The following is a 21,315-nucleotide window of genomic DNA, read 5'->3' as shown; positions in this document are numbered from 1 at the left end:
GGTCCTCATGTCCGTGCCGAGGGTGGTGAGACGCGCACGGCGCGCCAGGTGGGCGGCAGCAGCGCGGGAACGTGTGCCCCGCGCACTTCGGCGAACTCGGTGACGGCGTCCATCAGTTGGCGGCGTGCCTTGCGCGGGTCGGTCTCCGCCTGCCCCGTCATGTGGGCGGCGATCATGCCGACGGCGACGGGGGTGGCGAAGGAGGTCCCGCTCCACTGGGCGAGCCCTTCGAACATCACCTGGTCCGGCTTGGCGGAGCCGCCGTCCTCGCTCAACACGCCGGTGTGGCGGGGGTGGAGGCAGGTGCAGGCGTAGCTGAAGCCGTAGCGGCAGGCGTCGTAGGTGGAATGCTGGTACACGTACGGGACAGGGGTGTCGAAGCCGGTGAGGGCGCTGGTGAGACGCTCACCGGGTGCGTACGCCTTCACCCAGCCGCCGTGGTTGCTGAAGCAGGCGCCGAACTCGCCGTCCCCGCGCAGCGCGCCGACGGACAGCACCGCGTTCTCGTAGCCGGGCAGATCGGCGTACGCGGCGGGCCAGAAGGGTGTCGCGCTGCCGTTGTTGCCGGCGGCGGCGACCAGCAGGGTGTGCTGCTCGCGCAGTTCCCGCATGAAGGCGTCGATGCCCAGGAGGCCGTCGGTGCGGCCGTTGGAGGTGCCCGCGGAGAGGCTGATGACGTCGGGCCAGCCCTCCTCGTCGACGGCCTCGAAGAGCTTCTCGCCGAACTCGGACTCCAGGATGGCCCCGGCGTCGTTGAGCGTGCCCCGGACGGTGATGTCGGTGTTGGGGGCGACGGCGGCGACGAGTCCAGCGATGAACGTGCCGTGGCCGCAGTACTGCTGGAGTACGCCGTCGTCGTCGCACTCGGCGACCTGGGCGTCGCCGCGGGTGTGGGCGAGCAGCGGGTAGGAGAGGTGGTCGTGCATGAGGCCGGTGTCGATGACGAGGACGCCGACGGCGCTGTCCGGGTCGTGGTCGCCCGCAGCGGCGCCCGGATTGGGCTGCGCGCCGGGTGCCACGGGCACGGGCTCGTCGCCGGGACAGGCGTTGACGGCGATCGAGACCACGTGGTTGCGGCTGACCAGCCGCCGCCCGGTGCGTCCCTCGGCCGCCGAGAGCGCGCGCAGGGCGCCCGCGACCGCCGGGTCGCCGCTGCCGTCGCCCTCGCCCGGGTCGGCGACCTGGATACGGGTGATGCCGGAGCGGTTGGTCTCCGGGCCCGCCCGGCGCACCCGGTCGGGGGCGAGGCCGGCGAACGTGGTGAAGTGCTGCCGCACGGTGTCCTCGACGACCCGGGCCTCCTCTCCGTCGCGGGCCAGGACGACGCCCTTCTCGTAGAGGAACTCGCCCGCGTCGTCCGGCCCCATCGCCAGGGGGATGTCGGGCATGGAGCGCTGGATCTGTGCGAACTGCTCACGGAATCGCTGTGGTGCCATGGCATGTCCTCCACTGGGGCGACGGCGGCCGGGGCCGCGGAGCTGTCGTGATTCGGAGTCGCAGGGCGGGTATTTGATACAACGTCGTGTCTGTGGGGCGTGGTGACCGACCACTACCATCGTGGGGTGACAGCGGGAAGCGACACGGTGCTGGAACTGCTGCCGATGGTGTTCGCCGCCCCGGGTGAAGCGCTGTGGAGGGCGGAAGAGGTCCTGAGCGGCCGGCCCGCGCCGCTGCACGCCTCGGTCGCCCATCAGGTGATCGGCATCTGGCAGCGGGACTTCGGCGACATGCGGCTCGCGCTGCGCCATCTGCGCCGGGCGCGGGCCTGGGCGGCGCGCGCGGACTCGGCCGAGCGGGAGGCGGACGTCCTCGGCACCCTCGGGGTCGCGCTGGTGCACGCGGGGCGCACCCGCCAGGGCATGGACGCCCTGCGCCGGGGTGTCGAGCGCGGTACCGGGCTCACCCGCGCGCGGGTGCTGTTCCGTCTTGCGTACTCGTCCTGGGTGCTGGGCCATCACAAGGAGGCGCTGGAGGACGTACGGCGGGCGATTCCCGTACTGCGGCAGGCCGATGACGTGATCTGGACGGCGCGGGCGCTGACGCTGCGGGCGACGGTCCATCTGGCGCTGGGATCGGTGGACCGGGCGACCGCCGACTTCACTGCGGCGGAGGCCCTGTGGGAGACCACCGGCCAGGAGCACGACAAGGCGGACGCCGTGGAGAGCCGGGGGCTAGCGGCGTTCCGCTCGGGCGACGTCCCGGCGGCGCTGCGGCTGCTCGCCGAGGCGGAGGAGCGGTACGCCAAGCTGGGCACTCCCACCTTCATGCTGAGCATCCGGCGCTGCGAGGTGCTGATGGCGGCGGGGCTGGCCACGGAGGCGCTGGCCGAGGCGGACACGGCGCTCGGGGCCCTGGACGGGATCGGCGGGCAGTCGACGCGCAAGGCGGAACTGCTGCTGGCCGCCGCGCGGGCGGCACGGCTGGCCGACGAGCCGCAGACGGCGATCGCGCGTGCGGCGCTGGCCGCACGGCTGTTCGCCGGGCAGCGGCGCGCCTGGTGGGAGGCGCACGCGCGGCTGGTGCTGACCGGGGCCCGGCACGCGGCGGGGCGGGGTTCGGGCCGGCTGGTCGCGGACGCGGCGGCGGTGGCGGAGAAGCTGCTCGCGCTCGGCGCTCCGGCGGCCCCCGAGGCCTCGCTGCTCGCGGGCCGGATCGCGCTGGAGCTCGGCTGGACGGCGGACGCGGAGCGGCATCTGGCGCTGGCCGCGCGGAGCAGACACGGCGGACCGCCGCTCGCGCGGATGACGGGCTGGGCGGCGCAGGCGTTGCGCGCGCAGGCCGCCGGTTCCTCGCGCGGGGTGCTGGAGGCGTGCCGGCGCGGCCTGGACGTGCTCGACGACCACCGGATGACGCTGGGCGCCTCGGAGTTGCGGGCCCGCGCCACCGCGCAGGGCGCGGAGCTGGCCGCTCTCGCGCAGCGGGCGAGCCTGGTCTCGGGCGGGTCGCGGCGGCTGCTGGTGTGGAGCGAACGCTGGCGGGCCACCGCCCTGTCGGCACCGCCCACCCGGCCTCCGGCCGACCCCGCGCTGCTCAGCGACATGACCGCGTACCGGGAGATCGCCTCCCGCGCGGAGGAGGCCCGCATGGAGGGCAGGCCCGTGCCGGTCCTGGAGCGGGAACAACGGCGTCTGGAAAGGGAGATCCGGGCCCGGACACTGCACATGCGCGGCGAGGCGCCGGACGGCGGGGACCGCTTCGACGCCGGCCGGCTCCTCGCGCGGCTGGGCGAGGACGTACGGCTGGTGGAGCTGGCCGTGCTCGACGGGCGGGTGCAGGTACTGCTGTGCGGGCAGGGCAGGGTGCGGCGGTTCGAGGCGGGGCTGCTGGCGGCGGCCGAGACCGAGGCCGAGCATGTACAGGCGGGGCTGCGGCGGCTGGCCCATCCGGGCGCTCAGGCACGGCTGCCGGTGGTGGAGGCGGCGGGCCGCCGGCTGGAGGAGCTGCTGCTGGGTCCGGCCGCGGCGCATCTCGGTGACGGGCCGGTGGTGATCGTGCCGCCGGGGCGGCTGCACCGGGTGCCCTGGGCGGTGCTGCCGTCGCTTCGGGAGCGGGTGCTGAACGTGTCGCCGTCGGCGAGCAGTTGGCTGCGCGCGAAGGAGACGGTGCCGCCGCGCGGAGGCCGTCAGGTGCTGGTGCGGGGTCCGGGGCTGGCGACGGGCGGCGCGGAGGTGTCCGAACTGGCCGGCCGCTACGGCGGTGCGACGGTCCTGGAGGACGAGGACGCGGCGGTGCCGCGGGTGCTGACGGAACTGGACGGGGCCGCGCTGGCGCACATCGCCGCGCACGGCGCGTTCCGCGCGGACGGGCCGTTGTTCTCGTCGCTGCGGATGGCGGACGGGCCGCTGATCGTGCACGACTTCGAGCGGCTGGAGCGCAGTCCGTACCGGATCATCCTGTCGTGCTGCGACACGGCCCGGTTCGCGACGGTGGGGGCGGACGAACTGCTGGGGCTGGTGACGGCGTTGCTGCCGCTGGGCACGGCGGGGGTGGTGGCGTGCAGCGCGCCGGTCAACGACGCGGCGGTCGTGCCGCTGATGATCGCCCTCCACGAGGGCCTGGACGCGGGGCTCTCCCTGGCGGAGGCCCTGCGCGATGCCCGCGCCGGCCTTCCGGCGGACGCCCTGCACCGGGCCACGGGGTGGGCCTTCACCGCGTTCGGGGCGGCGTGAACCTGCCGGTGGGCGTCCGCGGGTGGTTCGTGGTTGCTCGCGCAGTTCCCCGCGCCCCTTGAAGGTCGGTGCGGCTGACCCACCTTGAAGGGGCGCGGGGAACTGCGCGACCAGCCAACGACCACCCGCAGCCACACACCCTGCCGGCCCCCGCACTCGGCACACGTCACACGGGCTGGGCTTGCAGTGGCTCCGTGAGACGGGGCATACGGGAACGGCTCAACACACCCAAAGGGGCGCGGGGAACTGCGCGAACCACCCGCAGCCCCGCACCCTGCCGACCCCCCGGCGCTCGGCGCACTTCACGCGGACCGGGCCTCCAGTGGCTCCGTGAGACGGGGCAGATGGGAACGGCTTGGCGCACCCAGTCGTGTGTACGCCCCGTACAGGTGGTTTCCGACCGTCCGGACGGACAGGGTCAGGCGTTCCGCGATCTGCCGGTTGCTCAGTCCCGCCGCCGCCAGCGCGACGATCTGCCGCTGCCGCACGGTGAGTTCACCCAGTACCAGCCCCGCAAGCGCGGGTGTGTCCGGGTCCTCGCAACGGCGGGCGAGCGCGACCGCGCGGGTGCGGGCGGTGCGGGCGGCGAGCGGTTCGCGGTGGGCGGGCACCGCCTGGGCGTACGCCTCGGCGGCGAAGAGCAGGAAGCCGCGCCGCCGCAGTTCCTCCGCCACCCGGTCCAGGGCGGGTCCGTCGGCCCGGACGAGGGCGTCCGCGTGGTCGGCGAAGACGCCGGTGAGCCGGTCCCCGGCCCGCTCGGGGGTGCCGAGGCGCACCGCGTCATACGGATCGCCGTTCGTCCCGGGGAGCGCCCCGGCGCGGGCGAGTTCCGTGCGGCACGGGTGGTCCGCCGGGTCGGTGCGCAGACCCTCGCGGGCCCAGGCGGCGGCCTCCCGGAGTTCGCCGCGCAGCCGCGCGTACCGGGCGCGCAGGGCCGCGTACCGGGCCGGGATCCGGGCTCCCTCCCCCACGAGCCAGTCGCCCACCGGCGCCTCCGCCACCGAGACGTCGGCACGCTCGATCCGCTCCGCCAGTGCGGCCGCCTCGGCGTCCAGGGCGAGGGCACGCTCCTCGGGTGGGCGGGCGAGCCGGCGGGTGCGCAGCCGGCCGGCGGCGGAGCGCAGAACCGGGCCGTGCAGGGGGCGGGCCAGGCGGATCCGACCGTGGTCGTCGGCGTGGATCAGCCCGTCGGCCTCCAGCTGTTCGAGGGCGGAGAGGTCGAGGTCGTCCGCGGCAAGGGGCAGGGGTTCGGCGAAGGCGAGCCGGTCGAGGATCTCGCGCTCCCCGGGGCGGGCGCAGTCCAGCACGTGGGCGAGGTGCCGGCGTACCGCCGGGGTGAGGGGCAGCGGGCCACGCACGGCCCAGGGGCCCGGCGCACCGGTGCGCCGGCCGGACGCGCGTACGGCTTCCGCGAGTTCCCGCAGCAACCGCAGGTCCCCGTCGCACAGTCGATGCAGCCACTTCGCGGTGAGCGGCTCGGGGCCGCTGTCCGCGTCCGCCGAGAGCAGCCGCGTGGTCTCCTCCCGGGGCAGCGGCGTCAGGGCCAGGCGGGGCAGCAGCTCCCCCGTCCACAGCCGGGACACGGCGGCCGGTACCGGCTCGTCGTCGGTGACGACGACCAGCAGCCGGGTCTGCCCGTGCACGGCGATCTGGTGGAGCAGCGCGGCGGAGGCGTCGTCGAGGAGGTGGGCGTCGTCCACCAGCAGCGTCCGCGTCCCGGAGAGCTGGTGCAGCGCCCGGTGCAGGGTGACGGGCTCCGGCAGCAGGCGGGCGAAGGCGGCGAAGGGGAGGTGCCGGCTGTGCGGGGTTCCGGTGACCCGTACGCAGTCCCTTCCGTGGACGGCCTCGGTGGCCAGCCGGGTCTTGCCCCGCCCGGACGGCCCGGTCAGCACCAGTCCGCGTCCGGCGCCGCTCAGCGACCGCTGTATCAGGTCGAGTTCGTCCTCCCGGCCGGTGAACGGCCAGGGCCGCAGCGGTCTCCCCACCTCCCCCCGGGGTATCTCGTGCGGCTCGATGGCGTCCCGTCGTGAAGTCGTCACGAGAAGGGGAGCACGGATACTCAGTCCTGATACACGGCCACTTGAGCAGACCCCGACTCAGGTGCCCCGGCCGGGCCACCGGGCAGCCTGGGGCGCATGACCGCTCGCCACTGCTCGCTGCCGCGGCAGTCGGCCCCCGCGTACGCGCCGGGGCTGGCCGCCGAGCGGCTCGGCGCGCTGATTGGCGGACGGCGGCTGTGGGTCAACGGCACGGTGCTGCACTACTGCTTCCTCGACGGCGACCAGGACGGTTCGCGGATCGCGGTACCCGGGACCGGACGGACCCGCTGGGTTCCCTGGGGCGGGGCCGAGGAGCAGCAGGACGTGGTGCGTGAGTGCTTCGAGGAGTGGCGGGGGCTCGGTCTCGGTGTGACGTTCGCCGAGGTCCCCGACCGCACGGAGGCGGAGCTGCGCATCGGGTTCCAGCGCGCTGACGGCTCCTGGTCGGCCGTGGGCAGGGACGCGCTGCGGATCGGCGTGCACGAGCGGACCATGAACCTCGGCTGGGACCTGACCGCGCCGGGTGAACGCGCGGCGGCCCTGCACCAGATCGGGCACGCGCTGGGCATGCTGCACGAGCACCAGAGCCCGTACGCCGGTATCCACTGGGACGAGGAGGCCGTGTACGCCGAACTGGCGGGCCCGCCGCACCACTTCAGCCGGGACAGGACGTACGACACCATCCTGCGCAAGCTCGGCCCCGACGAGGTCGACGGCTCCGTCTGGGACCCCCAGTCGATCATGCAGTCCACGTTCCCGCCGGGACTGATCCTGGAGCCGGAACAGTACCGCGGGGGTGTGCATCCGCCGGGCACCCTGTCCCCGGGGGACAAGGAGTTCGTGCTCCGCCGCTATCCGCCGGCCTCATCGGAGTCGCCGCCCGCGCTGGTGCCGTTCCACTCGGTGCCGCTGGGTCTGGGGCCGGGGGAACAGGCGGACTTCCGGATCGACCCGCCGGAGACCCGCGACTACACGGTGGGCACCTTCGGCGACGCCGACCGGGTCGTCGTGCTGTTCGAGGAGCGGGACGGGGAGCCCCGCTTCCTCGCCGGTGACGACGACGGCGGCACCGCGCGGGACGCGACCATCGTGGCCCGGCTGGTCAAGGGCCGCCGCTATCACGTCCGTATCCGCCTGTACTCCGCGTGGGGGCCGGGCACGACCGCGGCCATGTGCTGGTAACGGCACCGGCCGGCCGCGGACACCAGAGCCATTTCCGGCGCCGGGGGAGCGGCCGGGAGGCGTCGGTCACCTTCGGGGGAGGAGGGACCGGCGCCTCCCGGCCCACGCACGACGGGAGCCGTACCGGATGATTCCGGTACGGCTCCCTGTCGGCTTCCGTCGGGACGACAGGATTTGAACCTGCGACCCCTTGACCCCCAGTCAAGTGCGCTACCAAGCTGCGCCACGTCCCGATGCGGCTCGCGTGGTGAACCACGTGATCACACAGGTCAACCTTACCGCATGGGAGCGGTGGCGCCGGACGCGCCGGGACGGCCCTCCTCCCCCCTCGTGGCGGGTGCCGCGGGTTCAGCCGCTCGCCGGTCCGGGACCCGGCGCGAGCGCGCTCGCCCGGTTCGCGCCATACCTTCGGGACCACCGGGATGCCCTGTTCGGCGGCCACGGTCGCGCCGCGCTCGCCGGGGTGGTGCACACCGTCGGCGGCCGGCAGGCCCTTCAGCGTGGTCAGGATGCCGTGTGCGGTGGTGCCGGCCTTGATCGCCTCGGGGCTGCCCTTGGGATGAACTCCGGGTTGACCTTGGCGGCCTCCGCGTCGGACGGGGTTCCGTCACATGCGAGGTGAAGCTGCACACCGGAAAGCACCGGTCCCGGAGCACACGGTGCCCCGCGCCCATGGGTCCAGGGGCGCGGGGCACTGTGCGGGTGGGGCGGTTCAGCCGGCGGTGACCGGCTTGCGCGGCTCGCCGTCCTGCCGCGACGGGCGCGTGCTCCGCAGTGCGGCGATGCCGATGAACACCATCGACGCCGTGCCGGCCAGGGCGAAGGCGGTGAAGCCCCAGTCGGCCTTGCCCGCGGCCAGGAGCTGGCCGCCCAGCCACGGCCCGAAAACGGCGCCGAAGCGGCCCATGCCGGAGGTCCAGCCGACCGCGGTGGCCCGGTTGGCGGGGGTGGAGCCGATGGAGACGGTCGCGTAGACCATCGTCTGGGCACTGTTGAGGAACACGCCGGTGAGGAACACGACCGCGAAGGTCAGCGCGAGCGGCATGTGGACGCTGAGCAGGAAGACGCCGCCGGCGGTCAGCGCGAACCAGATCGCCGAGATGCGCGGGGCGCCGAAGCGGTCGGAGGCCCGGCCCGCCACCAGCATGCCGACGATGCCGCCGAGGTTGAAGAGGACGACGAAGGTGAGCGCGGAGCCGAGTTCGTAGCCCTCACTGCGCATCAGGGTGGGCAGCCAGACGGCGACGCCGTAGACGAGGAGCAGCCCGCCGAAGGAGGCCAGCCAGTACAGCAGGGTCTGGACCCACTCGCCGCCGCGGAACAGGTTGAGCAGGCCGGCCCGGAGGCCGCCCCCGGTGGTCCGGTTCCTGGCCTCGGGCAGTTCGACGTCGTAGCGGTCGGCCAGTGCGCGGGCCTCGCCGGAGCGGCCGCGGGCGACGAGGAAGCTCAGCGACTCGGGCAGGAAGCGGGCGAGTACGGGGACGAAGAGCAGCGGGGACACGCAGACCCAGAAGGCGGCGCGCCAGCCGAGCGGCTCGACGATCCACAGGGCCACGTAGGCGGAGAGGATGCCGCCGACGTGGTGGGCGGTCATCAGCAGGCCGATGGTGATGGCGGCGCGACCGCGCGGGGCGTAGTCGGAGACCATGCTGATCGCGGTGGGGAGCAGCCCGCCGAGGCCCAGGCCGGCCAGGGTCCGGCCCAGGCCGAAGACGGCGACGCTGTTCGAGACCGCGCAGAGGCCGGAGGCCAGCGAGAAGAGCGCGACACAGGCGACCATCAGCTTCTTGCGGCCGATGCGGTCGGCGACCGTTCCCGCGGTCAGCGCGCCCACGAGCATGCCGAAGGTGGCGTAGCTGCCCAGGTCACCGGCCTGGCCCGGGGTGATGCCGAGGGCCTTCTGCTCCAGCATGTGGGGCAGCACCGAGCCGTAGATGAACATGTCCAGGCCGTCGAAGAGCACGGCGAGCCAGCAGAGGCCTATGGCCAGCAGGGCCAGTCTGCTGCCGCGGGCGAACAGCGGGGAGGAGGGCATCGTTGTTTTCCTCTCGTCCAGGAGGAGTTTCCCTGGAGGGGACGTGTGATGGGGCGACGCTAAGGACCCCGCTCATCAAGTGTCAACGCTTTTGTTAACAATCGTGGCAACGATTTAAGGGCGGGTCGCGCTGGACATGCGCGACCCGCCCCCCTGGTGCTGCGGTGGCCGTCAGGCGGCCGGCGGTGTGCCGTGGGTGTGGAACGACGCGATGGTCTGCAGCCCCCAGGCCTGGCCCTTGGCGCGCTCCGCCTCGGTCCAGGTGACCAGCGGCCAGTCGGGCGCCAGTACCAGACGGGTGAGCGGATTGCACAGCTCGATGCGGTTGCCGCCCGGCTCGTAGACGTACAGGAAGAACGTCTGCTGGATGGCGTGCTTGTGCGGACCCGTCTCGATGAACACCCCGGTGTCGATGGCGAGATCGGCCGCGCGCAGGATGTCCTCGCGGGTGTCGGTGGCGAAGGCGATGTGGTGCAGCCGACCGGAGGAGCCGGTCCAGTCCTCGGTGTAGACGACGTCGTAGGACTTGTCGGTGAAGGTCAGCCAGCGGGCGGCGATCTTCCCGGAGTCGAGCCGGATCTGCTCGGTGGGCCGGGCCCCGAGGAGTTCTTCCTGGAACCCGGCGTTGGTGAGCACGTCCGCAGCGAGGAAGTTGATGTGGTCGAGGCGGCGTACACCGACACCCCGGTTGGGTTTGGCCTGCGGCTGGTTCTTCAGCGCCGGCCGCAGTTCCTCGGGAGCCCGGTAGTGCTCGCTCTCCCAGTACAGGGCGTGCTCGTGGCCGTCGGGGTCGGCGGTGAGGTAGAGCCTGCCGATGCCGGGTTCGTCCTCGACCCACTTCCCGGTCCGGCCCGCCGCCTCCAGGCTCGCCACCCGGCGTCGCAGGGCCTCCTCACTGGAGGTGCGCAGCGCGAGCCGGCCGAGGCCGGGCCGCTCGCGGGCGGTGAGCACCAGGCTGTGGTGTTCGTAGTCGTCGTAGGTGCGCAGGTAGACGGTGTCGCCGTCCTGGCCGTTGACCGTCAGGCCGAGGTAGTCGGTGAAGAAGGCGACGCTGGCGTCCAGGTCGGGGGTGAACAGCTGGGCGTGGCCAAGGTGGGCGATGTCACCGAGCGGGGGAGTCATGGGTGCCTCCGGGGCGTTGTGCGGGAATCGGTGCCGATTCGGCGGATCGGGGGAAGACCGTGCCGTCGAAGATCTTGCGCGCGGTGCGTACGACGGCTGTGCGGCGCACCACGGGGCCGTCGGGATCGAGGCGGACGTCGATGTCCAGGAAGCCGGTGGGATGTTCGACCCGTACGCGGTCGCCGGCGGCGGGGAGTCGCGCGATCCCCTCCCCCACCCCGCCGGCGACACGTAGTCCGGCGGCCACGCTCGCGGCGCCGAGGACGCCTATGGAGGTGTGGCAGCGCACGGGTAGGAAGGTGCGGGTGGTGACCGCGCCGCCGTGCCGGGGCGGCGCGAGGAGGGTCAGCTTGGGCACGGTGGCGCCCTCGACGTCCCCGAGCCCCATCAGGTGCCCGGCCGCCAGCCGGATCCTGCTGAGGCGGTCGGCGAGGAGCACGTCCTCTTCCAGGTCCCCGGGTGTCTCGTACCCGGTGACCTTCAGCTCGGCCGCCGGGATCAGCACCACCGGCATCCCGTTGTCGACGCAGGTCACCTCGGTGCCGGCGATCGTGTCGCGGACGTTGCCGGTGGGCAGCAGCGGGCGGTGGGCCTGCGGGAACTCGATGACGACGGGGGCGGCCGTTCCCGGGACGCCGGAGATCCCGGCGTCCCCCGTGTGGTCGACCCGGCCGCTCGGGGTCGGGAAGGTGGCGACGGCGCGTTCGCCGGTGTTGAGCATGCGGATGCGTACGGACGTCTCGTCGTCCCCGGCCGGCACGAGTCCGCGCTCGACGGCGAACGGGCCCACTCCTGCGAGGAGGTTGCCGCAGTTCTGCCGGTCGGTGACCTCGGGCGTGTCCACCGCGACCTGGAGGAACAGGTAGTCGACATCCGCGTCCGGATCGGCCGAGCGGGAGACCACCGCGACCTTACTGGTCAGCGGGTGGGCGCCCCCCAGGCCGTCGATCTGGCGCGGGTCGGGGCTGCCCATGATCCGCAGCAGCAGCGGGTCGCGGGCGGCGGGGTCGGCGGGCAGGTCCCCGGCCAGGAAGTAGCCGCCCTTGGAGGTGCCGCCGCGCATCAGCATGCAGCGCACCCCGTCGGAGCCGGTCACGGCCGCTCCCCGGCCGCGTACGCGTCGTACGACTGGTAGGTCACACCCAGTTGCCTCAGCTTCTCGCGCAACCCGTAACGGTCCAGGCCGAGTTGCCCCTCGATGAAGGCGGCGCGGGAGGCGGCCTCCTTCTTCTCGCGCGCCTCGGACGCCTCGGCCGTGCGACGGGCCTCCGCACGGGGTACGACCACCACGCCGTCGTCGTCGGCAACGATCACGTCACCGGGGCGGATCACCTGCCCGTCGATGGCGACCGGCACGTTCACCGAACCTCCGGTGGCCTTCACCGTGCCCTGGGCGGAGACCGTCCGGGACCAGGCGGCGAAGCCCATCTCGCGCAACTCCTGCGTGTCGCGGATGCCCGCGTTGATGACCAGGCCGCGCACACCGCGCCGTTGCAGCGCGGTGGCGAACAGTTCGCCGAACATGCCGTCGGTGGACGGGGAGGTGGTGGTGACGACCAGGATGTCACCCTCGCCGCACTGCTCCACGGCGGCATGGATCATCAGGTTGTCGCCGGGCCAGGAGAGGACGGTGACGGCGGTCCCGGCGATCCGTGCTCCCTGCTGGACGGGGCGCAGTTCCGGTCCGAGCAGCCCGGTGCGGCCCATGGCCTCGCTGATCGTGGCCACGCCGTACCCGGCGAGCGCCTCGACGTCCTCGGCACCGGCCTTCGGGGGGTTGGTGACGATCACGCCGCTCATGCCAGCTCCTTCGCGATCTGCGGGTACGGGCGCATGAACGCCTCGGCCATGGTTCGGTGCGGCAGGCCGAGGTTGGGGCCCGCGTTGCGCTTGAGCTGGACGCCTCGGCGGACGGCCAGGTCGGTGTAGTAGTCCCACAGGTGCTGCTGGGCGCCGAGGCACTCCATGGCCTCGCGCTTGGTGTCCCACACCTCGGTGATGTCGAGGAGCACTTCGGGCCGGAAACCGCTCATCTCGGGCTGGTGCGGCTCGAAGTAGAAGACGGGCGGGGCGCCGATGATCTCGCCCTCGCCCGGGTAGCCGATCGCCTGGGCGAGGACGCGGGCCTCCAGGGCCATGCGGTTGGCGGCAGGGTGATCGCCGTTGTACGGGTCCTCGACGGGATGGGTGAGCACCACGTCGGGCTGGGTGGCGCGGTACAACTCAACGAGCCGGTCGGTCAGTTCGGGGGTGACGAGCAGCGGGTAGTCGCCGGCGTCGAAGAAGCGGACCCCGGCGCCGAGGGTGGCGGCGGCCTTCTCGGCCTCCGCCCGGCGGACAGCCTTGATCTCCGCCAGCTTCTTCCCCTCCCGCCAGGCCTTGGCGGACTCGCCACGCTCGCCGAAGGTCAGGCACGCGATGGTGACCTTCTCCCCGCGCGAGGCGGCCAGGGCGATCGCTCCGCCCGCCCGCCACACGAAGTCCCCCGCGTGGGCGGTGACGACGAGTGTCGAGCGTGGTGCCGCGGCGGGCGCCTTGCCATGCGTCATGTCTGAAGTTCTCCTTGGTGACAGGTGACGCCCGCCTCGGTGCGTGTGTCAGTCGCGCAGCGCCTCGATCACGCTGGTGAGGTGGGCGCGGACGGCCGCCTCGGCCGCCTGCGGGTCCCTGGCCCCGATCGCCTCGATCATGGCCAGATGCTCGTTCAGGGACTGCTGCGGCCGTCCCGGGCGCAGTGCCAGCTGGAAACGGTGGCGCACCAGCTGGGCGTTGAGCCGTTCCAGCAGTTCCACGGCCGTCAGCTGGCCGGAGAACTCCCGGATCCGGGCGTGGAGTTCGTGGTTGAGCTCCGAGTAGACGAGCGGTTCGCCGTCGGCCACGGCCTTGCGCATCGACATGCCCAGGGCGTTGAGCTCGGTGACCTGCGCGTCGGTGACGGCGGCCGCCGCCTTCGCCGCGCAGAGCCCTTCGAGGACCAGGCGGCACTCGGTGATGGCGACCGCTTCGTCCACGGTCACCACCCGCACCCGTGAACCACGGTTGCGGATCCGCTCCACCAGTCCCTGTGACTCCAGCTCGATCAGCGCGGCCCGGATGCTGGCCCGGGTCACGCCGAACTGCTCGGCCAGTTCGTTCTCCACCAGCCGCTGCGCCGGCGCCATGTCGCCACGCAGGATCGCCTCCCGAAGCTGCCCGAGCGCAAGCTGTTTCGCCTGCTCTCCGGTGCCCGGCTGGGCTTGGTTCGGCATGGTTGCCCTCCCTGAGTGAGTGCCTGTCGAACATAAATCTAGCGAAACAAGATTGTCAACAATTTTGTTCTCCAGATTGCGGGCGTCCACACTCCGCAAAATGTCCTGTCAAAAGGTTGACATGATGTTCAGCGGCCGCGGAGGGTGAGCGGACAGGACACGGACCGGGCCGGAGAGAGGCTGTCATGGTGGATGCGCTGGGTGTCGCGGTCGTCGGATTCGGCTGGATGGGGCGGGTGCACACCCAGGCGTACGCGCGCGTGCGGCACCACTATCCGCACCTGGCCCTGCGCCCGGAGCTGATCACGGTCGCCGAGGAGGTGCCGGGCCGGGCCGAGGAGGCCGCCGCGCGGTACGGCTTCGCCTCGACCGCCCACGACTGGCGCGAGGTGGCCGCCGACCCGCGCGTCCGGGCGGTCAGCATCACCGCCCCGAACTTCCTGCACCGCGAGATCGGTGTCGCGATGGCCGAGGCCGGCAAGCACATCTGGATCGAGAAGCCGGTGGGCCTCGGCCCGGAGGACGCCCGCGCGGTGGCGGACGCGGTCGCCGAGGCCGGGGTCCAGGGCGCGGTCGGCTTCAACTACCGCAACGCGCCCGCCGTGGAGGCGGCCCGTGAGCTGATCGCCTCCGGCGGGATCGGCACGGTCACCCATGCCCGTATCCGGCTGTTCAGTGACTACGCCGCCCATCCGGAAGGCGCCCTGACCTGGCGCTACGAGCGGGAGCGGGGCGGCAGCGGAGTACTGGGCGACCTGGCCTCGCACGGCGCCGACCTGGCCCGCTTCCTGCTCGGCGACATCGCCTCGCTGACCGCCGACACGGCGGTCTTCCTGCCCGAGCGGCCCCGCCCGGCGGGCGCCACGGCCGGCCACTCCCGCGCGGAGGGCGGCGAACCCGGTCCGGTGGAGAACGAGGACTACGTCAACTGCCTGCTGCGGTTCGCCTCCGGCGCGCGAGGGGTGCTGGAGGCCTGCCGGGTGTCGGTGGGCGAGCAGAACAACTACGGCTTCGAGGTGCACGGGACGCGGGGGGCGGTGTTCTGGGACTTCCGGCGGATGAACGAACTGGGCGTCAGCCGGGGGACGGCGTACCAGGACCAGCCGGTCAGTACGGTGTATGTGGGGCCGGGGGACGGGGAGTTCGGCGCGTTCCAGCCGGGTGCGGCGAACGCCATGGGCTATGACGATCTGAAGGTGATCGAGGCGTACCGCTTCCTGCGGTCCGTGGCGGAGGGCGTCCCGTACGGGGCGACGCCGGCGGACGCGGTGCACAGTGCGGCCGTGCTGGACGCGATGGCGCGGTCGGTGGAGAGGGGGGCGTGGGTGCCGGTGGCGTTCTGACGTCTTTTTCCGCCCCCGCCGCCCCTTACCGTCCCGTCCTCCAGGGGCGTTGCCCCTTCGACCCCGACGTGCGGGTGAGTGGGGGTTGCTCGCGCAGTTCCCCGCGCCCCTTCAGGGGCGCGGGGCTGTGCCATTGCGGCTCCGCCGCGTGGGCGCGAAGGGGGTCTGGGGGCGCAGCCCAGGGACGGGACGGGAAGGGGCGGCGGGGGCGAGAGAGCCGACCTGGACGCGCCCCATAGGCGTCAGGTCTCCCTGCGCCCCAGCCACACCTTGACCGGTACCAGGACCAGCCACCACCACATGGCGGCGGGCCCGATGATCAGCACCAGCGGGATGGTCACCAGGAACACCACCACCGTCACCCCCAGATCGATGGCGGACAGCACCTCGTCCCGTACCGGCGCCGCCCCGCCGCGCAGCCAGGGACGCCGGACGACGAGGGCGGCCAGCGCGAGGTGAACCGCGCCGAGCGACGCGACCGCCGCCGAGTAGATGATCACCGAGACGGTCTCGTCACCGTACTCGGAGACCAGCGCGGTCGGGAACGGCAGCAGTGCCGCGATGCCCAGCCCCAGCACGGTCAGCGCGATCACGTCCCCGTCCACCTGCCGGACGGTGCGGAAGATCGCCCGGTGGTCGCGCCAGAAGCCGGCCAGAACTGCCAGGGTGATCGCGTAGGCGCCCAGGTTGGGCAGCGTGTCCCGCAGGGCCTGGTGGTACTCCCCCGGGTCCAGCCCCTGCGGCACGGACACATCCAGGACCAGCAGGGTGATGGCGATGGCGAACACGCCGTCGGCGAGCGCGACCAGCCGCTCCGGACCGCCTTCCGGGGTCGGTTTCCTCATGGGCACGACCGTAGGCAGCCCCGGCCCGGTGGCGCGGTACCCACGCCTGGGCCGTCACCCGGGCACCGTCGGAGGCGGCATGTTGTAGGGGGTCACCACCTGGATGGCGGAGGGCAGGGTGGGACCGGCGGGCGGCAGGGCGCCGTGGGCGCGCATCACGAGATGGCAGGCCTCCCGCAGGTCGTGGCGGAGATCGTGATGGAGCACGGCGGACAACCGGTGCTCGCGCAGCAGCCGCGTGTTGTCGTGGTCGAGGTCGTGGGCGACGAACACGGCGCACTCACGCCCGGCGTCCTCGAAGGCGCGCAGGGTGGCGATGTTGCCGCCGCCGATCGAGTAGACCGCGCGGATCTCCGGATCGCGGTCCAGGGCGGCCCGGACCAGGTCGTACTGGGTGGCGTCCAGGCCCTGCCCCTCCGCGATCTCGACGAGGGCCCGTCCGGGGTGACGGGCGCGCATCGCGCCGCGGAAGCCCATCTCGCGCTCCTCCTCGTTGCGGAAGAAGCCGCTGGAGAGGCTGGTGAGCACGTTGCCAGGACGGTCGCCCAGCCACTGCCCCACGAGGTAGGCGGCGGTGGCGCCCGCCGCCCGGTTGTCGCTGCCGACATGGCCGATCCGGGCACTGGCGGGCAGGTCCGTCACCAGGGTCACCACCGGGACACCGGCCGCCGCCAGCCGCCCGACGGCGGCGGTGATCTCGGGAACATCGGGCGCCTTGAGCAGGACGCCCTGCGAGCCGCGCCGGCCGATCCGGTCGAGCGTCGCGACCATTTCCCGCGCCGGTCCCGTCTCGCGGAAGTGGAAGCGCGAGCGCACCACCGCCGGGTGCAGGGAGGGCAGTTCGGCCTCCAGGGCGGCACGGACGGCGGTGGAGAAGCGCTCCGGCGACTGCATCACGATGTCCACCATGAAGGTCCGGCCGACGAGCCGGACCTGGGTGCGCTGGCGGTCCAGGTCGGCGATCGCGCGGTGCACCTCCTGCGCGGTGCTCTCCCGCACTCCTCCCCGGCCGTTGAGGACGCGGTCCACCGTGGCCTCGCTCAACCCGGCCTGACGTGCGATTTCCCGGAGCGGGAAGGGGTGGCCCATACGGCGGCTCCTGAGGGGTTTTTGAAGGCTTCCTGCTGGTTGTTCGAAGGGTTTGTACTGACAAGAATGACACCAGCCGCGTCGCACCGTGACCGGACGTGACCAGAAGGGACGACCTCATGTCCGCCTCCTCCGTGCGGGCCCCCGGACAGGCCGCCCGGCTGTCCGAGCGGGACTGCGACCTGGACGCCCTGCGCGCCCTGGTCGAGCAGCAGACCGACCTCGCCCCCTACCCCCACGCCAGTGCCGTCGAGCGTGACGTACTGCTCTACGACGCCGAGCGGCTCGCCCTCGCCGACCGCCTCGCCGTCCAGGCGGAACTGGTGCACGCCCTCGCCGAAGGGCCCGGCATCGTGGTGATCCGCGGCGCCTTCCCCGATCCCGCGGTCGTGGACCGGACCACCGCCGTGTTCGACGCCCTGATCGCCGAGCAGCGTGCCTCGGGCGCGGCGTCCGGGGACCACTTCGCCACACCGGGCGCCAACGACCGGGTGTGGAACGCGCTGGAGAAGGCCGCCCTGTACGACCCGCAGGGGTTCGCCGACTACTACGCCAACGATGTGATCGCCCTGGTCTCCGCGGCCTGGCTGGGCCCCGGCTACCAGGTCACCTCGCAGGTCAACGTGGTCAACCCGGGCGGTGCCGCGCAGACCGTGCACCGCGACTACCACCTCGGCTTCCTCTCGGGCGAGGCCGCCGCCCGCTACCCGGCCCACGTCCACCGCCTCTCCCCCGTGCTCACCCTTCAGGGCGCGGTGGCGCACTGCGACATGCCCGTCGAGTCCGGGCCCACGCTCTACCTGCCGCACTCGCAGAAGTACGAGCCCGGCTACCTCGCCTGGCGGCTCCCGGAGTTCCACGCGTACTTCGAGGAGCACCACGTGCAGTTGCCGCTCGCCAAGGGCGACGCGGTGTTCTTCAACCCGGCGCTGTTCCACGCCGCCGGCGCCAACCACTCGGCGGACATCCGGCGGATGGCCAACCTGCTCCAGGTGTCCTCCGCCTTCGGGCGGGCCATGGAGAGCGTGGACCGCGAGGCCGTGGCGGGCGCCGTGTACCCGGTGCTGCTGGGCCGCAAGGCCGAGGGCGCCGGGGAGCAGTGGCTGGAGAACGTGATCGCGGCCAGTGCCGAGGGGTACCCCTTCCCCACCAACCTGGACAACGACCCGCCGGCCGACGGTCTGGCGCCGCCCTCGCAGGCCGACGTCGTACGGCGGGCGCTGCGCGAGGGGTGGACCGCGCGGACCCTGCGGGACGAGCTGCGGGCCGGCGCCAAGCGGCGCGAGAGCTGAGAAGGAAGCCGGAGACACCATGGGACTTCTCGACGACAGGATCGTCCTCGTCAACGGCGGCAGCCAGGGCGTCGGTGCCGCCGTCGCGCGGGCCGCGGTCCGTGAGGGGGCGGTCGTCGCCGTCAGCGGACGGCGTGCGGAACCCGGTGAGGCGCTGGTCGCCGAGCTGACCGAGGGGGGCGGCACGGCGATGTATGTACGGGCCGACCTGGCGGAGGCCGAGCAGGCCAAGGCCTCGGTCGCCCGGGTGGTGGAGGCGTACGGGCGGATCGACTGCCTGGTGAACTCCGCCGGTCTGACCTCGCGCGGCACGCTGCTGGACACCACGCCCGAGCTGTTCGACCAGCACATCGCCATCAACCTCAGGGCGCCCTTCTTCGCCATGCAGGCCGCCGTCGCGGACATGGTGCGGCGCGGGGAGCCCGGTACCGTGGTCAACGTCATCACCTCGTCGGCGCACGGCGGACAGCCGTTCCTCGCGCCGTACGTCGCCGCGAAGGCCGGGCTGATCGGTCTCACCCGGAACGCCGCGCACGCCCACCGCTGGGACCGGATCCGGATCAACGGCCTGAACATCGGCTGGACCGCCACCGAGGGCGAGGACGCCACCCAGCGCGCCTTCCACGGCGCCGGGGACGACTGGCGCGAACAGGCCGCCGCGCGGCTGCCGATGGGCAGGCTCGGCCGGCCGGACGAGATCGCCGACTTCGTGGTCCTGCTGCTCTCCGACCGTTCCGGGGTGGTCACCGGGTCCGTGATCGACTGGGACCAGAACGTCCTCGGCGGCCTCGACTGATCCCCCGTTCCACCCCGGCCCGTACACACCCCCACAACTCCTCACCCCCGGCACCCCCTGCACCCCCGGCACCCCCGCACCCCCGCACCCCCGCACCCCCGCACCCCCGCACCCCCGCACCCCCGCACCGAAGGAGCACCGCCCCCATGCGCATCGGAATCCTCGGCCTCGGCCGGATCGGCGCCTTCCACGCCGAGACCCTGTCCGGGCTCGGCGCCGTCGAGTCCCTCGTCGTCTCCGACCCGTTCACGGACGCCGCGAAGGCCGCCGCCGAACGGTTCGGCGCCGAGGTCGCGGACTCCCCCGACGCCCTGCTCGCGGCCGGGGTGGACGGTGTGGTCGTGGCCGCCGCGACCGACGCCCACCCGGCGCTGATCCTGGCCTGCGTGGAGGCGGGCGTGCCCGTCTTCTGCGAGAAGCCCGTGGCCCGCACCATGGCCGAGGGCGTCGAGGTGCTGAAGGCCGTCGCGGGGCGGGACGTGCCGGTCCAGATCGGCTTCAACCGCCGCTTCGACGCGGGCTTCGCCGCCGCGCGGTCCGCCGTACGGGGCGGGGAGCTGGGCGCACTGCACACCGTGCGCTCGACCACGCTGGACCCGGCGCCGCCGCCGGCCGCGTACATCGCCGCGTCCGGGGGCATCTTCCGGGACTGCTCGGTGCACGACTTCGACATCATCCGCTGGGTGACCGGCCGGGAGGTGACCGAGGTGTACGCGGCCGGCGGCAACCGGGGTGCCGGCTACATCAAGGAGGCGGGCGACGCCGACACCACCGGCGCGGTCCTCACCCTGGACGACGGCACCCTCGCGGTGGTCTCCAACAGCCGCCACAACGCCCGGGGTTACGACGTCCGGATGGAGATCCACGGTTTCCGGGACTCCATCGCGGTAGGGCTGGAGGACAAACTGCCGCTGCGGTCGGTGGAGCCGGGCGTGGCCTTTCCCGCGGGCACCCCGCACGACTTCTTCATGGACCGCTTCACCACCGCCTACCGCGCCGAACTCACGGCGTTCACCGAGGTGGTGGCCGGCACCCGCCCTTCGCCGTGCACCATCGCCGACGCTCTGGAGGCGGGCTGGATCGCCGAGGCGTGCACACTGTCCCTGCACGAGCACCGTCCCGTCACCGTCGAGGAGGTACGGCAGGCATGAGCGAGTCCGGCCGGGAACCGTTGCGCATAGGAGTCCTGGGAGCGGCGCGGATCACCGAGCGTTCCCTGATCGTCCCGGCCCGGGCGGGCGGGCACCGTCTGGTCGCGGTGGCCGCCCGCGACCGCTCCCGCGCGGAGGCCTTCGCCGCCGCGCACGGCATCGAGCGGACCCTCGGCTCCTACGCCGAACTGCTGGCCGACCCCGAGGTCGAGGTCGTCTACAACCCGCTCGCCAACGGACTGCACGGCCCGTGGAACCGGGCCGCGCTGGCGGCCGGCAAGCACGTCCTGACGGAGAAGCCGTCCGCGAGCAACGCGGCGGAGGCCGAGGAGGTGCGGGAGGCGGCCGCACGGTCCGGCACGGTCTTCATGGAGGCTTTCCACTACCTCTTCCACCCGGTCACCCGGCGGCTGCACGAACTGCTGGCCTCCGGTGAACTCGGCGAACTCCGCCACGTGGAGGCCATGGTGGCGATCCCCGCCCCGGAGGCCGGGGACCCCCGCTGGTCGCTGCCGCTGGCCGGCGGCGCCCTGATGGACCTCGGCTGCTACGGCCTGCACGCGCTGCGCATGCTCGCCCCCTGGGCGGGCGGCGCCCCGCGGCTGCGCTCCGCGCGGGCCGGTGAGCGGGCGGGCGCGCCGGGCGTGGACGAGTGGCTGGACGCCGGCCTGGAGTTCCCGGGCGGCGCGACGGGCACCGCCCGCTGCCACATGGCGTACGACCGGCTGAAGATGAGCATCCGGCTGACCGGCAGCCGGGGCGAGGCGACGGCCCCGAACTTCGTGCTCCCCCAGCAGGACGACCGCGTCGTGATCCGCACCCCCGACGGCGAACGCACGGAACACCTCGGCACCCGCTCGTCGTACACGTATCAGCTGGAGGCGTTCGCCGCCCGCGTGCGCGAGGGCGCTCCGCTGCCGCTGGGGCCGGACGACGCGGTGACGACGATGCGGCTGATCGACGCGTGCTACGAGGCGGCGGGGCTCGCTCCGCGTCCCCGGACC

17 protein-coding genes and 1 tRNA gene are annotated in these 21,315 nt (G+C 73.2%); 7 read left to right on the top strand and 11 right to left on the bottom strand.

All coding sequences use genetic code 11. From position 1 onward, the window contains the following. Positions 1-5: 5 nt before the first annotated feature. On the bottom strand, positions 6-1,436 hold the full coding sequence (locus ACIF9R_RS29815; protein WP_399985489.1) for a S8/S53 family peptidase: 1,431 nt from the start codon (positions 1,434-1,436) through the stop codon (positions 6-8). A gap of 165 nt (positions 1,437-1,601) precedes the next feature. Here ACIF9R_RS29815 and ACIF9R_RS29810 point away from each other — a divergent pair, with 165 nt between their 5' ends. Then, on the top strand, positions 1,602-4,169 hold the full coding sequence (locus ACIF9R_RS29810; RefSeq protein ID WP_399985532.1) for a CHAT domain-containing protein: 2,568 nt from the start codon (positions 1,602-1,604) through the stop codon (positions 4,167-4,169). Positions 4,170-4,471: 302 nt separating this feature from the next. Here ACIF9R_RS29810 and ACIF9R_RS29805 read toward each other — a convergent pair whose 3' ends face one another. Further along, positions 4,472-6,208 (bottom strand): LuxR C-terminal-related transcriptional regulator, encoded by a 1,737-nt coding sequence (locus ACIF9R_RS29805; protein ID WP_399985488.1) that lies wholly within the window; start codon positions 6,206-6,208, stop codon positions 4,472-4,474. 96 nt (positions 6,209-6,304) lie between these two features. Between ACIF9R_RS29805 and ACIF9R_RS29800 the strand changes: the two genes are divergently transcribed. After that, the gene (locus tag ACIF9R_RS29800) at positions 6,305-7,390 is read left to right on the top strand and encodes a M12 family metallopeptidase (RefSeq protein ID WP_399985487.1); all 1,086 of its coding nucleotides are present in this window, start codon (positions 6,305-6,307) and stop codon (positions 7,388-7,390) included. A 159-nt stretch (positions 7,391-7,549) separates the two neighbouring features. Here the strand turns inward: ACIF9R_RS29800 and ACIF9R_RS29795 are convergent. The 7 genes from ACIF9R_RS29795 to ACIF9R_RS29765 all read right to left on the bottom strand — a co-directional run bounded on the left by ACIF9R_RS29795 (position 7,550) and on the right by ACIF9R_RS29765 (position 13,795). Then, positions 7,550-7,623, bottom strand: a tRNA-Pro gene (locus tag ACIF9R_RS29795). A gap of 479 nt (positions 7,624-8,102) precedes the next feature. Further along, positions 8,103-9,425 (bottom strand): MFS transporter, encoded by a 1,323-nt coding sequence (locus ACIF9R_RS29790; RefSeq protein WP_399985486.1) that lies wholly within the window; start codon positions 9,423-9,425, stop codon positions 8,103-8,105. Between the two features lie 171 nt (positions 9,426-9,596). After that, positions 9,597-10,547, bottom strand: coding sequence for a VOC family protein (locus tag ACIF9R_RS29785; protein ID WP_399985485.1), 951 nt, complete (start codon positions 10,545-10,547; stop codon positions 9,597-9,599). After that, positions 10,528-11,643 (bottom strand): 4-oxalomesaconate tautomerase, encoded by a 1,116-nt coding sequence (locus ACIF9R_RS29780; protein ID WP_399985484.1) that lies wholly within the window; start codon positions 11,641-11,643, stop codon positions 10,528-10,530. The genes ACIF9R_RS29785 and ACIF9R_RS29780 overlap by 20 nt, the downstream gene beginning before the upstream one ends. Continuing rightward, positions 11,640-12,347: a 4-carboxy-4-hydroxy-2-oxoadipate aldolase/oxaloacetate decarboxylase gene (locus tag ACIF9R_RS29775; RefSeq protein ID WP_399985483.1), complete on the bottom strand. Its 708-nt coding sequence runs from the start codon at positions 12,345-12,347 to the stop codon at positions 11,640-11,642. The genes ACIF9R_RS29780 and ACIF9R_RS29775 overlap by 4 nt, the downstream gene beginning before the upstream one ends. Then, entirely contained in the window at positions 12,344-13,096 is a 753-nt protein-coding gene (locus ACIF9R_RS29770; RefSeq protein ID WP_399985482.1) for a PIG-L deacetylase family protein, read from the bottom strand. The genes ACIF9R_RS29775 and ACIF9R_RS29770 overlap by 4 nt, the downstream gene beginning before the upstream one ends. 48 nt (positions 13,097-13,144) lie before the next feature. Next, on the bottom strand, positions 13,145-13,795 hold the full coding sequence (locus ACIF9R_RS29765; protein ID WP_399985481.1) for a GntR family transcriptional regulator: 651 nt from the start codon (positions 13,793-13,795) through the stop codon (positions 13,145-13,147). A gap of 185 nt (positions 13,796-13,980) precedes the next feature. Here ACIF9R_RS29765 and ACIF9R_RS29760 point away from each other — a divergent pair, with 185 nt between their 5' ends. Next, positions 13,981-15,138 carry a Gfo/Idh/MocA family protein gene (locus tag ACIF9R_RS29760; RefSeq protein WP_399985480.1) on the top strand — a complete coding sequence of 386 codons (1,158 nt, stop codon included), beginning with the start codon at positions 13,981-13,983 and terminating at the stop codon, positions 15,136-15,138. 242 nt (positions 15,139-15,380) lie between these two features. On the opposite strand, the gene ACIF9R_RS29755 is transcribed toward ACIF9R_RS29760, so the two are convergent. Continuing rightward, positions 15,381-15,983 (bottom strand): TMEM175 family protein, encoded by a 603-nt coding sequence (locus tag ACIF9R_RS29755; protein ID WP_399985479.1) that lies wholly within the window; start codon positions 15,981-15,983, stop codon positions 15,381-15,383. A 54-nt stretch (positions 15,984-16,037) separates the two neighbouring features. Continuing rightward, positions 16,038-17,072, bottom strand: a complete 1,035-nt coding sequence (locus tag ACIF9R_RS29750; protein WP_399985478.1) for a LacI family DNA-binding transcriptional regulator — start codon at positions 17,070-17,072, stop codon at positions 16,038-16,040. 119 nt (positions 17,073-17,191) lie between these two features. Here ACIF9R_RS29750 and ACIF9R_RS29745 point away from each other — a divergent pair, with 119 nt between their 5' ends. From ACIF9R_RS29745 to ACIF9R_RS29730, 4 genes are all read left to right on the top strand, one after another. Beyond that, on the top strand, positions 17,192-18,364 hold the full coding sequence (locus ACIF9R_RS29745) for a phytanoyl-CoA dioxygenase family protein (RefSeq protein ID WP_399985531.1): 1,173 nt from the start codon (positions 17,192-17,194) through the stop codon (positions 18,362-18,364). Positions 18,365-18,383: 19 nt separating this feature from the next. Beyond that, positions 18,384-19,160 (top strand): SDR family oxidoreductase, encoded by a 777-nt coding sequence (locus ACIF9R_RS29740; RefSeq protein WP_399985477.1) that lies wholly within the window; start codon positions 18,384-18,386, stop codon positions 19,158-19,160. A gap of 146 nt (positions 19,161-19,306) precedes the next feature. Then, the gene (locus ACIF9R_RS29735; RefSeq protein WP_399985476.1) at positions 19,307-20,311 is read left to right on the top strand and encodes a Gfo/Idh/MocA family oxidoreductase; all 1,005 of its coding nucleotides are present in this window, start codon (positions 19,307-19,309) and stop codon (positions 20,309-20,311) included. Continuing rightward, on the top strand, positions 20,308-21,315 hold a 1,008-nt coding region (locus tag ACIF9R_RS29730), incomplete at its 3' end, for a Gfo/Idh/MocA family protein (protein WP_399985475.1). The genes ACIF9R_RS29735 and ACIF9R_RS29730, both read left to right, overlap by 4 nt.

This window comes from Streptomyces sp. NPDC086080, assembly GCF_044540255.1.
Taxonomy (GTDB): domain Bacteria; phylum Actinomycetota; class Actinomycetes; order Streptomycetales; family Streptomycetaceae; genus Streptomyces.
The sequence above is the reverse complement of the archived record's forward strand: the minus strand, read 5'-3'. Positions and strand labels throughout refer to the sequence as shown.